A 15,202-nucleotide genomic window follows, 5' to 3' on the forward strand; every position below is an offset into this window, starting at 1 on the left:
CCCGTCTCGCCGAGGCCGGTTAACACCTAACGAAGCCTCCGGACTCGCCGGGGCGGCTCACTGTGCGCGTTGGACCAGTCGTTCGACGTGTGCGTGGAGGACTGCAGCGAGGTCTTTGGCGCGGTTGAGGGAGCCTTGCCTAGTCGCCTTTTGCAGCGTGATGGCGAGGTCTAAGCCGTGGTGTTCGGCTCGGCGCAAGGCGGCGACTAGTGGGCCGTAGGCAGGGGAGGCGAGGATTTGGGCGTGGTCGATGGCGGGGAGGCTGGTCGTGGCGAGGGCGGCTTGGACGCGTTCGGCCATGGCTACTTGGCAGAGGTGGTCGTGGATGGGGATGAGGCGGTCGAGGCGTACGGCGTTGTCGAGTTCTTGGCGCATGACTTCGTGGGCGGAGGGTTCGAGGTCGACTCGTTCGAGGACGCCTTCGAGGATGTCGCGTTGGGTTTGTTCGGTGCGGGGTTCGTGGAGTTCTTGGGTGGTGTCGGTGGTGACGACGTAGGCCTGGTTGTGTGTCCGAGCTCGGGTCATGCCGACGTACATGAGTTCGCGGGACAGTCGTTCGGTGACTAGCAGGTGCGCGGTATCGACCGTCGAGCCCTGGGCGCGGTGTGCCGTTGTCGCGTAGGCGAGTTCGACCGATTCGGCCACGTAGGCGGCCGACAAGGTGAGTGTTCCGGAGTCGACGTTGTGCACGGTGAGGGAGCCGTCGTCCCAGCGTCGTACGACGTCCCAGGTGTCGCCGTTGCGTACCGAGTCTCCTGTCTCAGAACGGATGTGGCGGCTGTTGAGGCGGGTCACCACGACGTCTCCGACGCCAGCCTCGTTGCCGTCGTGCAGCAGTACTCCTTCGGATTCGACCTGACCCGCGGCGACTCGGTCGAGGCGCGCACGTGCGTTGAGGCGTGTGACGGTTTGGTTGTCTGCGGCAACGAGCAGCGAGGCGAGTCCGACTTCGGTGTCTTTGAGCCATGCCCGGTAGGCGGCGCGTTCCATGTCGTCCGAAGAGCCGGCAACGATCCGGCCGTGGTCTTCGTAGGCGTCAAGCGCGCGAGCGTTGCCTTGGCGTAGACCAAGACTGGCTTGGCGCTCCCACTCGTTGTCGAAGCGCCACACCTCGGTGAGTCGTGCCGCGTGGGTGTCTTTCACGATGAGCCGGAACGCGCCGCCTGCGTCGACGGCGCCGAGTTGGGCATCGTCTCCGACGAGGAGTAGTTTGGCGCCGGCGTCTGCAGCTTGGCGTGCGAGTGCGGCTAGGTCGGCGGTTCCTGCCATGGATGCTTCGTCGACGATGAGCAGTTGGCTGGGGCGGAGGCGCCATCGGTCTTGGTCGCTGCGGGCTTCGGCTAGTTGGGCGAGGAGTTGGAGTTGGCGCTTCTTGGTTCGGGGGTGGTGGCTGGTGGTGCGGAGTGCTTGTTCTGCGCGGGCGATCCAGTCGGCGCGTTGGGCGGCGCCGAGTCCGATGGATTCGTGGATCCACTTGGCGATGTTGTCGCTTGGTACGTCGAGTGCGTCGGACAGTACTTCGGCTGCGGCGGACGATGGTGCTACGGCGACGACTGTGCCCGGGCCGTATTGGCTTTCCCAGGCGTCGCGAAGAATTGCGAGGACGGATGTTTTGCCGGTGCCGGCGGGTCCGACGAGCGCTTCTACTTTCTGCCCGCTGGCGGCTATGCGTTCAAGGGCCTGTCGTTGACTATCACCGAGTTCGGCCTTGTGCACTGCGGATCTGACGGCGCGGGCGGGTACGGCTGGGCCGGTGTGGTCGTTGGTGAGGTCCAGGAGCAGGGCTTCGGCGCCAAGGACCATGGCGGAGGTGAAGATGCGCCCGTGGTGCATGGTGAACACGCTTTCGCCGTCGAGGCGCGCGAGGCGTTCTGTTCGCTGGACGAAGCTGGGAGCGGACAGGCTAATCGATTGGGCCTCGACCTGGTCGGCGATCGTGTCCAGGAGCGCGAGTCGGTCGTTGGCGGTGGCCATTCGCAGGGTGCGGCTTTGCCTGGCTGTTTCGGCGAGGATGTTCCAGCGGGTCCAGGTGGAGCGCCGGGCCTGGAGCGCCAGTACGACGGTGGATGCGTAGGCGGTGATGGTGTCGTCGGCGAGATCGCCGGCGTGTAGCGGTCGTCTGGAGGACTCTTGTACGGCGGCTGCGACGACCGTTGCGGGGTCGAGGCCGACGTTGTCGCGGGCGCGTTGTCGCCATCCGGCGACCATCTCGCTCAGGGGTTTGACGAGGTGCTTGGCCGGGCGATTCATCAAGGTTGCCTGTTGCCGCAGTACGTACATCCCGCGTCGGGTGGGGTCCGGTGTGCCGGGTTCACGTTGGGCGAGAAGTTCGGCGAGGTTGTCCTCGATTTGGGTGGTGCGCGCTGAGAATTCGCGCAGCAGCTCGTCGGGTACGCCGGTGATTTCGAAGGCGGGGTTGCGTCGTACGCCGCGGTTGCGGTGTTCCCAGTCGACGCCGAGGCGTTCGGTGAGGCGGTCGGCGAGTAGGACGTTGTGGATCTCCGACATCGCGACGCAGGACTGGTAGAGGACTCGGCCGTCGAGGGTTCGCCAGCGGCCGTCGGTGCCTTGGACGCGGTTGGCGATGACGAGGTGGGTGTGGAGTTGGGGGTCGCCGCTGCGGGTGTCCCAGTGGTCGAAGGCGGCGGCGATGACGCCGCGGGTGTCGATCTGCGCGACGCCCTTTTCGCCGGTTCGGCTGAACGCGGCGTGGCGTTGGATGAGGTCGAGTACGTCGTTGATGGTGTCGTGGTGGGCGCGGACGATCTGTTCCTGGGTGCCGGTGTCGGCGATCGCCCACAGCGCGGAAACAGACTTGACTGGGGAGAAGGTCAGGTCAAATCCGGCCACAGGGTGCTGGGTGCGGCGGCGCGCTTCGGTTTGCCGGATGTGCTCGATTGCGGTCGCCCGATCCGAGTCCGACAAGATGGAGGGCAAGGCGGCGATCTGCTCGTTGATCCGTTGGGAGGGGCTCTTGTATGCGGGGTATGCCTTGCCGAGCAGGCGTCCGTTCAGGGGATCTTCGCCGCGGCCGAACAGCGCGGCGAGTTGTGCCTCAGTGACCTCTGTCCCGGCTTGGAGAGCGCCGTCACCTAGGCCTGGTAGTCCGTTGCCGAGCCAGCGTCCTGCTGGGTATCCGCTGGCCGCGTAGTAGGCGGTAAGTGGGCTGGTCATCCGCCGGTCGACGTCGCCGGTGGCGACGTGTTTGAGCAGGTATTTGTAGCCGTTGCCAGCGGTGAGGCGGTGGATAGTCAGCATGCTCAGGGCGCCGGCCGCTCGTTGGTGCTGGCACGGATTCGCCGAATCCATCGCTTCATGACCGTGTTCTCGGCACGCAGTTGCTCTAGCTCCTTCTCGGCCTTGCGGAGCTGATGCAGCAGCACCGCCGTACTGCGATCCAGCCGCGCCGATCCCCGGCTAGAGGGGTCCGTCGGAGTCCGGAGATGAGCCGCTTGGATGGCTGCGCAGCGATCGCCGGCCGGGCAATCTGCAGCGAGGTGCCGTGGCTCTGCGGCCTGGGTGAGCGGGGCTGCTTCTGCGACTTTGACGGGTCGCCGTCGACCTGATCGTGGCACTTGGGTGGTCGAGTCAGCGCGGGCTCGCCAGGCACGTAGGCGACAGGCAGCGCCGCAGAACCGCTTCGTCGTCCGTACGGCGGTGAAGGGCTGGCCGCAGAACTCGCATCGCCCGGTCAGTCGAGCGTCAGGGGTGGAAATCGGTCTGGGCGGCAACGTCATGACGGGTCAACGCGTGACCGGTGAATGGTCGTCCAGATGCCGTTTCGGCCGCTGAAACGCCTTGAGTGCAAGAAGTGTGTCGGCTTTCGGACCGGCCGTTGGCCGGGCGGACAGGCCTCGGCGGGGGAGCGGCGGTCGGGCCTAGCGGTGGTGGCGGCGCGCAACTGGGCCGTGGCGCATCCGTTGAGTGCGCATGACGGAACAAGACGGTGTCGCAGATAGCGGCAGAACGGTGCAGGTCGACGTCAGCCGGCCCGACCACCCGGATGACGCGGAGGCGCCGCCCCGGCGGCCGGCGCGCTGGACGATCCGGCGCGCGATCGAGCTGGTGGATCGAGCGATCGACGCGGCCGGCGAGCGAATGATGCGCGCGCCCGATCCGCCGGAGTGGACCGACGGGCCCACCGCACCGGTCAGCCGCGTCGGTCGGCGGACGCGGCCGAGTGTCTTCCATCCACAGATTTCGGCCGGCGCCGACGAGCCTGCCCCCAACCGTGCACCTTCTCTCGACTGAAAGGAGCCGCAATGATCACCAGCACCAGCACCGATGAGGTCGGCGACGAGATCGACCGGATCAAGTCGCTCGTCAACCGAGCCGAAGCCCTGCTCGACCAGCTTACCGAGGCATCGCCGCATTCGCAGTGGGCGATGGCCACGTTCAGCCGCCACCGGGTCAGCGAGTTGCTCGGCACCGAGCCGTTCGAACCGGTCGACGGCCCGCTCGAAGGAGACTCCGCACAGCTCTACGAAGAGGCCGCCGTCGCAGTCGAGAACCTCGAGGTCCACCAAGACCAGATGGCCTGGGCGCTCGCACTGTCAGATGCCCTGCGAACCGTCGTCCACGACATCCGGATCATCCAAGATGCCACGCGCCACGTATGACGACCTGCTGCGAGTCGCACACCGCTGGGCCATGGCAGCCAACCAGAACCCAGGACACGACATCGACCAGCTCACCACCGGCTGGGCCGAGGTGGTAACCGCGACCTGCAGACACCTGAACTGGCTGCACAGCGACCTCCCCTCACCGGAACTAACTGTCGATGCCAACACCAGCCCGGACTACTACCTCCAAGCCGTCGCGCGAAGCCTCGGCGCCGCCACCGATCTGCTCGCCACCCAGACCGCGCCCACATCGCGGCTCCTCGACGACCCACAAGCCCTCAGCGCCGCCCGGTACCGCGTCGCCGCCATCACCACGTCCGCCGCCGCAGCCGTCCAGCGCGGCCTCCTCGCGGCACCAGCAACCCGAGCCCGCCAGGTCAAGGCACTCGGCGTGCACGTGCAACAGGTCATCGCCGAGATCGAGGCCCAACCTCGAACATCGGACACGCCGTGGCACGCCAACCCACTGTCCGGGCTAGCAACCGCCTCGCCACCACCGGGCACGGAACAGACCTCGTACGTCGCGCAACTTTCGGCCAGTTGGCAACGCGCCCACGAGGAGATCCCGGCCAAGGTCCTCCTCACTCGCGACCTTCGCTCGATCACCGCCCAGCTGCGCAGCGCCGGCGCCTACGCGGCCCACTTCGCCGACGCCCTCATCCAGTCAGGCCAAACCGCCGGACTCGAAGCATGGATGGTGACCGACCTCGCCCAATTGCGCGATGAAAGTCGCCAGGCCGAGGCGGCCGGCCGCGACGTCGCGATGGGGTGGCGTACTCGCCTGTCCGACGTCAACGGCCGAAGTGACCACCCCGGCGTCGACCGATACGTCGTACTCCTCAAAGAACTACGTAACCTGACGATGCGAGACGGCCGCACCGTAGACACCGCCGAACTGGTGACGTCCCAGCGATCCGCCTACGCGCTGATGTCGGCGTTGGACGAGCTGTCGCACGCCAGCCATCGCATCGCCGAACTGCAGCGCGAGGCAGTCGACGAACTGATCGTGCGCGGAATGCTCTTTGCGCCCATCACCGTCGTGGCGAGAAGCAATCCGGACTACCGACATGGCAACCTCCGCTATCGAGACACCACACCCGGCGCATGGGTCAGAACCAGCCGCGCCGAGGACTTCACCGAGCTGACCGCATCGCTCACCGCGGTCGAGCAGCATTGGAGTAACTCCGCAGTGCTGGCCAAGCGCGTTGCCGCGACTACCGGGCAACTCCGGCCGTACGGCGGCTCCATCCCCAGCGTCCCGCCCGAAGTCAGACAACGGTTCAACCGCGACCCGGTGACAAAGGCGTCGCCGCGACCCGAGCCCTCGACTCAGATGACGCCGGAGGCAGGCTCATGGTGAACCGTGAAGCTGAACGCCGCGCGAAGGTCGACGAGCTGCATCAACGTCTGGTTGACGAGGTCCGGCAGCTGCGGACCGGGAAGGCATGGAAGGCGTGGCTGGACGCGGCGACTCGGTTCCACGACTACAGCTTCCGCAACGTGGTCTTAATCGCGATGCAATGCCCCGGCGCGACCCGAGTCGCCGGCTTCCACACCTGGAAGAGGCTGGGCCGGCACGTCAATAGACATGAGAAAGGCATTCAGATCCTTGCCCCGATCTACCGCAAGCCGCGAAGCGGCGAACTGAATGAGCCGGCCACCGAGGAGGCAGCCAGCAGACGGCTGGTCGGGTACCGCGTCACCAGCGTGTTCGACATCAGCCAAACATCCGGCGACCCCCTGCCCGCTCTACCGAAGCCGGGTCTCATCCGCGGCCGCGCCCCGGCCGGCCTGTGGGACGCACTCGCGGCCGAAGTGACCAGGGCAGGCTTCACCCTGAACCGCGAGGCGATCTCGGCGGCCGGAGCCAAGGGCTTCACCACCTACCTCGACCGTCGAGTCGTCGTCGCAGCCGAACTCGACGAGGCCACCGCCGTCGCGGTCCTCGCGCACGAAGTCGCCCACATGACGATGCACCTGCCCGACCCGCAAGCCGCCTCCGAAATCGCGAAATGTCGAGGGATAAGGGAAGTCGAGGCCGAATCGGTCGCATACATGCTTTTGTCCCATCACGGCCTGCGCACCGACGAAGCGTCATTCGCGTACGTCGCCGGCTGGGCAGCCTCTCTTTCGCGGACGGAACCGGAAGCCGAGGTCCAGAAGGTCGGCAACTACGTCGTCAACGTCGCCCGGACCCTGATCGACCGAACAGACGCCCACTTGGGCCACCACGCCAGTCGGCCCACTCGCGACAAACTTCTAACCACCTCCACCACGCTCGACAAGGCCGACATCGGCTTGGACCCAAGATGAACCACCCGAACGGAGACCAGTGATGGGAGGCAACGAACGCCTCGCCGCCCTCAAAAGAGCCCGAGAGCGCCAGACCCGGATCGAGGCCGCAACCGCCCGCGCCATCCGCGCCCAAACTGCGGCTGAGCGCGCGATCAAGGTTCGCGAAATGTCGGCCCGGAAACATGACGAGCGAGTGGCCGCTGCGGAGCAGGCAGTCGCTGTTGCCGCTAGCGAGTTGGCACAGACCTGTGGCTCGTCGGAAGCAGCAGCGGAAATACTCGGCTGGAATGTTCGAGAACTGCGCCGGATCGCCAAAATTGCGTCTAGTCAGTCGCCCGAGAAGATCGGCGTGACAGGCCCAACAGGGTCCAATCATGAGTGAGACGAAGAACAGTGATCGCGCTCGAGAACCGCTGTGGGGCGTGGAGGAGGTTTCGATTTACCTAGGCGTCCCCGTCCGAACGCTCTACCAGTGGCGTACTAAGAACTACGGGCCGCCCGGCGAACGGATTGGACGCCACCTCCGGTACAAAGCCACCGACGTCGTCGCCTGGTTCGACGGCCTGGCCGACCGTAGTTGAGCAACTGGATTAGGGAGTCGCGCTGGGACGCCTCGCGTGAAACTGATCCTCCACGAGCGTTTCGCACCCCGCGTGGAACGAGGCCCCGACTGCTCTTGCTCGATGTCCGTGGCCGGATGTTCTTCGAAGAAGCGAAGGTCTTTGACTCGGTTGTCGGGTGGACGCTACAGCGTCACTCCAGTGTGTCGAGCTCGCGGCGTAGTTGTGCTACCTCGGCCTCGAGTTTGGCGAGTTTCCGGGTCAGTTGCACGCGTTTCGATGGCTTCGGCTTGGGCGGTTTCGGACGTGGGACGAGCCAGCCGATGGCTTGGTAGCCGACGATCCAGCGCACCCTACGGCAGGTTGAGCACTCTTGTTCTGGTTCGGGCCGTGGCCAGCCGTCGTTTAGCATGCGGCGCCGGTGTTCGCGATGTGCCTGTTCGGCGACGTCTTCGGTAGGTTCCGACTCCCAGTAGGACTCGAAACCGTCACGCATCTTCCGCAGTCGGTCCGGCGACAGGCGCCGCAGTTTGTCTTCAGGCCGCCAGCCGAGGTCGGTGCAGATTTCGGTCTGGTGGCGGCATGTCAGCGTCACTGTCCAGAAAGCGAAACTGTATTCGTGGTCTTTCCGGAACAGCTGCCATTCCTCGTGGGACATGTCGTACTTGGGTTCGATCGGGTCGGGCGGGAAGGTTTCCTCGCGGCGGTCGTCCCACGTTTCGATGGTTGAGTAGCACGGAGGCGCGCCGTGGGTGCTGGAGCAGAGTCGCTGCCCAGCTTGGATGAGGCCTCCGTTGAGGAAGTCTCGTGTCGCACGCTCAGTGGGCGGTTCGCCGTAAGTGAGGCATTCCTCTACGCAGCCGCAATCCAATTGGATTCGCCATAGGTAGAGCTTATTTGGATCGTGCCCGAGAAGAAGCTTGAACGGCCCCTCGAACCCAGCGTTGTACTCGGCGACTTCCTTCAGTATTTCCTCGCGTGGGCGGGATGTGCCGGGGACCCGCATCGCTCGGGCGGCGATCGGTCTGGTGAGCTCGCGCTGGCTGGTCACCTGCTCAACTTTATTGCGCCTCAACGCCTCCGAACAGCAGCGCCGGCGAAACTGTCATCGTCTGGCCGTAGCCAGCCAGACTGCGAACGAGGGAAGCTGGCCGTCATGTGAGTATTCTCCGTGAAGTACGCGCGATGGATCTGGGGGAATGGTGCTGCGGGACGAGTTTGCGGTTATTCGGGACGGGATTGCCCGCGGCCAAGCTGAGATTGACCGCTTGGTCGTGCAGCACATAGACCGCCACATCAGCAAGGCTGACTGCGACAAGCGCATGGTCGAGCCGTCGGCGCGTCTGGAGGCCCTGCGGACGCGGCGTCGCGAACTCCACCATCAGCCGCCTGGGACGCTCGCTGGGGACGAACTGGATGCTTTGATCGCTGATCTGATTGAGTGCCGAACCGACGCGATCAAGCGAAAGAAGTTATCGCAAGGGTTAGCTTGGTCCGGAGACCGTCCGGAACGCCAGCAACGACTACAAGCAGTTGCCGATGAGATCGACTGGTACACGGTTCGGCTGGAAGAGATCGGCAAGCTTGGTACGTCGATCGACCCAGTGATGGTCTGGGCAGACTGCCGCTATTACGCGCACAGGATTGCCCGCTTGGACGAGGAGCGGGGCGTCTGGATGCACTGCGATGTCTTTGGGATGCCGCTGTCGTACTGGGGTGGGCGAGGTTGTCGAGCGGCGTCGTTCGACCGTGACGGAGACTGGAACGACGCGCTGCCGCGCACGCGAACGGCGGCTCCCGTCAAGAGCACCGTGACTTCAACCGTTCCGTTGTTACTCAACCGACCTCTTCTCGACCCTGCCTGAAACGGTCGAGCTGGGCGTTCGATCAGGTGTGCTGGTAGACGAGCGCACCGATCAAGTTCTGACGATGGGGCAGCGCGCGGTTCGGATGCGCCAGGCAACGGGGAACCTTGCGACGTGGTGAGTAAGGCGTAGACGACCTGATGCCACACCGCCTAGAAGAACCGCGCCAGACGGCTCCGACCTGTCTTCGACGAGGACTTCTTCGTGTGCGCCTGCGTCGACCGTCTAGCCGAGCGAAAGATCATCGGGTCGAAGAAGCAGATGGATCGTGAGGGAACGCCGCGGCCAGACGGTGCTTCAGGGGCCGCTGCGGCCGCCGCGGCCTGGTCAGACCAGAAGGCGCGGGCGTGCCTCGGGGCCACTATCAGTACTGGTCAGTTCTGACCTGCTCCCAAACGTTGAGCTGTCCCAACGCTGACACTGGGAGCTCACATGAACCGGGTTCGAATCACCGTGGATGACCTGCGCCGGGCCAGCGACCAGGAGATTCGACATACCTGGTCTGGCAGCCAATGGATCAAATGGCTCGACGCTGCCTGTGTGCTCCGCGATCCGTCGTTCCGGAACGTTGTTCTGATCAAGCTGCAGATGTCGAGAGCCACCTTGGTCGCCGATCGAGGCACGTGGCTGCGCGTCGGGCGTCGCGTCCCTCATGACGAGTCCGGAATCAGGATCATCAAGGCGGCCGAGCCCAGTCGCCTTGATCTGGTGGGCAGTTCCGTGCAGGGACACGGCGTCTCCACGGTATGGGACGTCAGCCAGACGTACGGCCCAGATCTACTGCCCCCTTCGGCAGCTGCCGGGGCGGGAACCACAACGCTGGCGATCTACAACGCACTTGTGAGTATCGCCGACGAAGCTGGACACAGCTTCACCGTGAATCCAGCCTGTCATGCGGTGGAGCCGACGTCGTCAAGCGATGACCGGGGTCGAATCGCCAGTCGAGAAGACGCAGGTACAACGCTTGCTGCTGCGATGGTCGCGCACGAGTTGGCCCACGTTCGGATGCACAAACGTACGCGAGATAGGACGTGCCGCGGATTGGCTCAGCTGGAAGCCAACTCCGTTGCGTACCTGCTGCTGGCCCACTTTGGGCGAGCGGTCGACGTGTCACCGTCGCTCTCGCTCGCCGCGGCCGCTGCACGATTCGGCAAGAAGCACCCCGAACGGGCTATTCAAATGCTGGGCGGTCGAGTCCTCTTTACCGCTAGGCGTCTGATCGATGCCACCGAGCGCCACCTTCACGCCTCCGAGACAACATCACGCAGAGCGCGGCAGCGCAGAGGCATCCTCGTGGAGGCTCCTGATCTGCTTCCTCATGTACTTCCTCCAGATCACGGACCTGGTCTGTGAAGAGGACTGCAGATGGCTAGGCAACCGTTGCGACTGGGCCATTGGGGCGAACCGCCTGTGCCAGCTGGGCCGCACGCAGAACACATCGCACCTGCGGCGAGGACGGTTGGATGGAGACTGCGCGCCGGTAACGACGCAGCACTACGCGTGGAGAGCTCAAACTAGAACAACAGTGGTGGGGCCCAGAGCAATGTGCCTTGTATTGCTGCACGGCTCGGCCCGCTTGAACCATGACCAGAGCGGCGTTGGCCACCGGCGTTGCGACGACATCGCCGTAAGGTTCGCTCCTGGCGTCGATCGACTGGCGTCGACCATAAGCTTGGAGTGGCAAGTTGGTGTCATCGAGTACTCAGGCAGTAGAACGCGACGGCTTGGAGCAGCTAAAGCGCGAGGCGCGCGAGTCGTTTCCGGCCCTGCGCGAGCTCATGGCCGCTTCAAGACCGGCAGGCGGCCCAGCAGCCGAGTGTCACCGATTCAGAAACGGCGACAGGGTTGGACGTCGAAGATGGCGCTCGAAGGCTGGCCGATCAACTCAAGGACGAAGTAAGGCAGCAACTTCCTGCCCTGATGGCACTCTTTGGAGTCGAACCGGACTTGGAAACCCGGGCAAGGCCGCGTTGATCCGCTGCGACGTCGAGCTGGGAAATGCGGACGGATGACCGACACCCTGGCGAACACCTTGGCCATGGCCCTAGCAACTAACTCCGTGCCGTCGCCTCCTCTTCTACTTCAAGAGGAGGCGACCGGGGCGGCGGGAACCGACATACAGGCCGAGGACGCCCTTGGCTGCGAGGCAGGCGACGCCGCTCGCCTCGCCCGTATCTAGCAGCAGGCGATAGTGACCCGGGCTCATGTGGGCCGCAGCGACTCGAACCTCGAACCGCTGATCTGCAGGACTCCGTGCCCTTCGCCGGCGGTGCTGGTCGCCCCCGCCGGACCCTGCATCCTCACGACATCGTACGCAGCGACTCGGCCCAGCTGGTCAAGTGCTCCGCGTTGCGCGGACCCGAACCTGCCGATCGCCGTTTAGCTAGCCGAACGGCGCCCCTGGCGCCTCGGCCGCGACATCCAGCGCTCCACAGCCAGCACCTACCGCAGGGCACACCGGATCGCTGAGATCGACCGCGAGGGTGTGCCGCGGGTCGTGCGGATGGACCCGTTGGCCTCGGCCAGCATAGACGGCGGCGAAGTGGCGCGCCGGAGCCTCAGGGCCGGCGAGTTTGTCCAGCCTGCCACCGTATACGCCGATCGCTGTGCTCGAGGAGCTGCCAGCCGCTAGCGCCGATGACACTCAGAAGGCGACTGTGTCTTCCTGACGACTTGTAACGCAGTGCGACCGTGCGCGATAGGTCGGATAGGGATGCGGTACCGCATTCGGGGGAGACGAGCATGGTTGAAATCGCTGTCCAGACTATCGGCAGGAACGGGCTGTGGTGGCTCGCCGACGGCCCTGGTGCGTGGGACTCACAACCTGTCGACGCAGAGACAGCTGAGGTAAGCCTCCGGGGCCGGTTCGTCTTCGTTGAGGAAACAGATTCGAGTCTCGGGCTGCGTGCACCCCAGTTGGGAGCATTGCATGCAATTCTCGCTCACAGGTCCACTGAGGGTACTGAGCCGATCACGATCGTCATGCCGACGGGGACTGGTAAGACGGAAACGATGCTGGCGGCTTACTGCCACTCGCCCGCACGTACGCTCGTCATGGTGCCGTCCGATGCGCTAAGGACTCAGGTTGCGACGAAATTCGTGTCCCTTGGCGTTCTGCCAGCTGTTGGCGCGATCATCGGCGACTTCAAGTGTCCTGCAGTGCTCGTTTTGACAAGCGCACCAGCAACGGAAAGCGAAGTCGACGAACTCGTTTCCTCGGCAAACGTCATAATTGCTACCGCTCAGGTCTTAGATGCGTGCTCTCAAGCAATACGGCAGCGCCTTGTCGCCAGCTGCTCCCGGCTCTTCGTTGACGAGGCCCATCACGTAGCGGCGCGCACTTGGCGGACGGTGGTCGATGAGTTCGCGGGCGAGGAGGTGGTGCAGTTCACCGCTACGCCTTACAGAGAGGATGGCAGGCATCTTAACGGCAGAATTGCCTACGCCTACCCGTTGAGGCTAGCTCAGAAGAACAACTACTTCGCACGTATTAGATATCAGTCTATTGTCGAGTTGGGAGACCCGGACAGGTCGGTTGCCGTTGCCGCTGTCCAGCGGCTTCGTGACGATCTGACGGCGGGATTCGACCATCTGCTCATGGCACGAGTGAGCTCGATCGCCCGTGCGAAAGAAGTGTGCAAGATCTACGAGGAGATAGCTGAAGACCTCGCACCGGTCCGCTTGCACACCGGGGTAGCACCATCTACTCGGACGAAGCGGCGCACCGCGCTGGCCGAGCGTTCCAGCCGCATTGTCGTATGTGTCAACATGCTAGGAGAGGGGTTCGACCTTCCTGAGCTGAAGATTGCCGCGATCCACGATCCGCAGAAGAGCTTGGCGGTTACGCTGCAGTTCATCGGCCGATTCACCCGTACCGGCAAGCAGACCCTTGGGGAAGCCTCTGCCTTCGTGCCACTTCAAGTTGCCGGCATCGATGAGCGCCTGCGCAGGCTTTATGGCGAGGATGCTGACTGGAACGAGGTCATCCAAGACCTGACCGAGCACGGTGTTGGGCGCGAGAAGGAGCGGACCGAGTTCGAGCAGGGTTTCGGCACGCTGCCGCGCGAGATCGCGATGCGAAGCATTCACCCCAAGATGAGCACTGTGACATACCAATCTTCCACCTCGCTGACATGGACTCCCGAGCGGATCTACGATCTGTTCGAAGACCGGCTGCTCACCTCGCGGCTCGGTATCAACAACGAGCGGTCGGTCGTGTGGTGGGTCTCTCGCGAAGCGGTACCTGTGCGGTGGGGCGAGTTCTCGAGTTTCAACGAACTCGTCCACCATCTTTACGTCGTTCATGTCGACGACGAGAACGGCTTTCTCTACATCAATAGCACTGATAACGGCCCATTACACGAAGACATCGCAGAAGCGGTTGGGGGCCCGGACGTTTCGATCGTCAAGGGCGAGACGCTCTACCGAATCCTCGCCAAGGTTCAACGCCGGATTCCCACGAATGTCGGTCTCCTCGACTCCGTCAGTCGCAATCGACGTTTCTCCATGTACGTCGGGCAGGACGTCCTGGCGGCGTGGAAGGGAGAGGGCGCGACGAAGATGAAGACGAACATCTTCGCCCATGGATTCCGCGAGGGGCGCGCAGTGAGCTTCGGGGCGTCGCGGAAGGGCAAGGTATGGAGCCATGAGCAAGCTCGAGACATCCATGACTGGGTGAAGTGGGCCCGCCAGGTCGGACCGGCCATCACAGACGAATCTGTTTCGCTGGAGTCCGTCATGGCAGGCTTCCTCCTCCCACATCCGGCGACCGCACGCCCGACGCATGTTCCTCTCGCAATCGAGTGGCCGTATCAGATTACGGCGACGATGAGTGAGACTCGCTCGGTCCGCTACCAGTCGAGCAGCTTCTCGTTGCTTGAGACTGAGCTCCAACTCATCGATCACGCTGAGACAGGTCCGCTGCGATTCAGGGTGCTCACGGCCGCATGGCAACTCGAGTTCGAGTTCGTGTTCCAATCGGACAGCCCTCCTGTCATTGTTCCGCTCGGGGATGACGGTGAGATTGTGACGCCTGCTGGCAGTGTCAGCCTGGCTGCATTCTTGACGCAGCACGGAGTTCTCGTGATGTTCGCTGACGAGGTCGTGCTCGTCGAGCAGGGTTTCCTGCTGAAGCCGGAGAGAGCAAGATATCTTTACCCCCGGGAGGATCTCGAGACGCCGAGTTGGAAAAACGTCAACCTGAAAAAGGAGTCACAGGGCGACGGGAGAGATGCGACCAGCATTCAGTACCGTGCGATCGAGCTGCTCTCTGCTGAGGCCGACTGGGACGTCATCGTTGATGATGATGGAGCGGGCGAGCTAGCCGACATCGTCTGTCTGCGGAGTCAGGGAGACAAGCTGTACGTGCTGCTTGCCCACTGCAAATACTCGTCGGAGAAGACGGCGGGTGGCCGCATCGGCGATCTCTACGATGTGTGCGGCCAAGCGATGAAGATGAACCGCGCCAAGTCCATGCCCGAGCAACTCGTGCGGCGGCTGCTCCGTCGTGAACGGAAGCGGCAAGGTCAAGGCAAACACCGCATTGTCAAAGGGGACGTCAGCGCTCTCGCAGCGCTCGTCAACGAAGCACGGTTTCGTGAGCTCGACGTAACCGTCGCTGTCGTTCAACCGGGGGTGTCAGCAGCCAAGGCCAGTGAGGACATGCTCGCGCTCCTTGGCGCAACTGACCGATTCCTTACTGAGACCTACCAGACGAAGTTTCGCGTTCTTACGAGCCCTTAAATTCGAAGAGCTGGCGCCAGCGGCAAAGCCCATCACACTTTGAATGGCCGGTCCGGGAGTAGGTTCGCCTCTGCCGTACGCTCGATGACCGAGTTTGAGTTCGTAGCGGAGGCAATGC

The 15,202-nt window shown here is 63.9% G+C and carries 11 protein-coding genes; 9 read left to right on the top strand and 2 right to left on the bottom strand.

Annotated features, from left to right (window positions below; translation table 11 throughout):
- Positions 1-57: 57 nt before the first annotated feature.
- Positions 58-3,258, bottom strand: coding sequence for a MobF family relaxase (mobF, locus tag ACFFGN_RS00005; protein WP_380043061.1), 3,201 nt, complete (start codon positions 3,256-3,258; stop codon positions 58-60).
- A gap of 711 nt (positions 3,259-3,969) precedes the next feature.
- Here mobF and ACFFGN_RS00010 point away from each other — a divergent pair.
- The 6 genes from ACFFGN_RS00010 to ACFFGN_RS00035 are packed head-to-tail and all read left to right on the top strand — an operon-like array spanning position 3,970 to position 7,498.
- Entirely contained in the window at positions 3,970-4,251 is a 282-nt protein-coding gene (locus tag ACFFGN_RS00010) for a hypothetical protein (protein WP_380043063.1), read from the top strand.
- A gap of 11 nt (positions 4,252-4,262) precedes the next feature.
- On the top strand, positions 4,263-4,619 hold the full coding sequence (locus tag ACFFGN_RS00015) for a hypothetical protein (protein ID WP_380043065.1): 357 nt from the start codon (positions 4,263-4,265) through the stop codon (positions 4,617-4,619).
- Positions 4,600-5,982: a hypothetical protein gene (locus ACFFGN_RS00020; protein WP_380043067.1), complete on the top strand. Its 1,383-nt coding sequence runs from the start codon at positions 4,600-4,602 to the stop codon at positions 5,980-5,982. The genes ACFFGN_RS00015 and ACFFGN_RS00020 overlap by 20 nt, the downstream gene beginning before the upstream one ends.
- Positions 5,976-6,935 (top strand): ArdC-like ssDNA-binding domain-containing protein, encoded by a 960-nt coding sequence (locus ACFFGN_RS00025; protein ID WP_380043069.1) that lies wholly within the window; start codon positions 5,976-5,978, stop codon positions 6,933-6,935. The genes ACFFGN_RS00020 and ACFFGN_RS00025 overlap by 7 nt, the downstream gene beginning before the upstream one ends.
- Before the next feature lie 22 nt (positions 6,936-6,957).
- Positions 6,958-7,299: a hypothetical protein gene (locus ACFFGN_RS00030; RefSeq protein ID WP_380043072.1), complete on the top strand. Its 342-nt coding sequence runs from the start codon at positions 6,958-6,960 to the stop codon at positions 7,297-7,299.
- Positions 7,292-7,498 carry a helix-turn-helix transcriptional regulator gene (locus ACFFGN_RS00035; protein WP_380043074.1) on the top strand — a complete coding sequence of 69 codons (207 nt, stop codon included), beginning with the start codon at positions 7,292-7,294 and terminating at the stop codon, positions 7,496-7,498. The genes ACFFGN_RS00030 and ACFFGN_RS00035 overlap by 8 nt, the downstream gene beginning before the upstream one ends.
- Before the next feature lie 172 nt (positions 7,499-7,670).
- Here the strand turns inward: ACFFGN_RS00035 and ACFFGN_RS00040 are convergent, their stop codons facing one another.
- A complete protein-coding gene (locus ACFFGN_RS00040) occupies positions 7,671-8,528 on the bottom strand; it encodes a hypothetical protein (RefSeq protein ID WP_380043076.1) in 858 nt (285 codons plus the stop codon).
- A gap of 148 nt (positions 8,529-8,676) precedes the next feature.
- On the opposite strand from ACFFGN_RS00040, the gene ACFFGN_RS00045 reads away from it, so the two are divergent.
- The 3 genes from ACFFGN_RS00045 to ACFFGN_RS00055 all read left to right on the top strand — a co-directional run bounded on the left by ACFFGN_RS00045 (position 8,677) and on the right by ACFFGN_RS00055 (position 15,084).
- Positions 8,677-9,342 carry a hypothetical protein gene (locus ACFFGN_RS00045; protein WP_380043078.1) on the top strand — a complete coding sequence of 222 codons (666 nt, stop codon included), beginning with the start codon at positions 8,677-8,679 and terminating at the stop codon, positions 9,340-9,342.
- Positions 9,343-9,774: 432 nt separating this feature from the next.
- The gene (locus ACFFGN_RS00050) at positions 9,775-10,695 is read left to right on the top strand and encodes a hypothetical protein (RefSeq protein ID WP_380043080.1); all 921 of its coding nucleotides are present in this window, start codon (positions 9,775-9,777) and stop codon (positions 10,693-10,695) included.
- Positions 10,696-12,084: 1,389 nt separating this feature from the next.
- Positions 12,085-15,084 carry a DEAD/DEAH box helicase gene (locus ACFFGN_RS00055; RefSeq protein WP_380043082.1) on the top strand — a complete coding sequence of 1,000 codons (3,000 nt, stop codon included), beginning with the start codon at positions 12,085-12,087 and terminating at the stop codon, positions 15,082-15,084.
- The last annotated feature ends 118 nt before the right edge of the window (positions 15,085-15,202 follow it).

Origin of the sequence: Kribbella deserti (assembly GCF_042434725.1) — a bacterium.
GTDB classification, from domain to species: Bacteria; Actinomycetota; Actinomycetes; order Propionibacteriales; family Kribbellaceae; genus Kribbella; species Kribbella deserti.

Coding starts and splice junctions, on each gene's coding strand:
- ACFFGN_RS00020 (WP_380043067.1), top strand. CDS start 4,600: ATGCCACGCGCCACGTATGACGACCTGCTGCGAGTCGCACACCGCTGG.
- ACFFGN_RS00025 (WP_380043069.1), top strand. CDS start 5,976: ATGGTGAACCGTGAAGCTGAACGCCGCGCGAAGGTCGACGAGCTGCAT.
- ACFFGN_RS00030 (WP_380043072.1), top strand. CDS start 6,958: ATGGGAGGCAACGAACGCCTCGCCGCCCTCAAAAGAGCCCGAGAGCGC.
- mobF (WP_380043061.1), bottom strand. CDS start 3,258: ATGCTGACTATCCACCGCCTCACCGCTGGCAACGGCTACAAATACCTG.
- ACFFGN_RS00055 (WP_380043082.1), top strand. CDS start 12,085: ATGGTTGAAATCGCTGTCCAGACTATCGGCAGGAACGGGCTGTGGTGG.
- ACFFGN_RS00015 (WP_380043065.1), top strand. CDS start 4,263: ATGATCACCAGCACCAGCACCGATGAGGTCGGCGACGAGATCGACCGG.
- ACFFGN_RS00050 (WP_380043080.1), top strand. CDS start 9,775: ATGAACCGGGTTCGAATCACCGTGGATGACCTGCGCCGGGCCAGCGAC.
- ACFFGN_RS00035 (WP_380043074.1), top strand. CDS start 7,292: ATGAGTGAGACGAAGAACAGTGATCGCGCTCGAGAACCGCTGTGGGGC.
- ACFFGN_RS00045 (WP_380043078.1), top strand. CDS start 8,677: ATGGTGCTGCGGGACGAGTTTGCGGTTATTCGGGACGGGATTGCCCGC.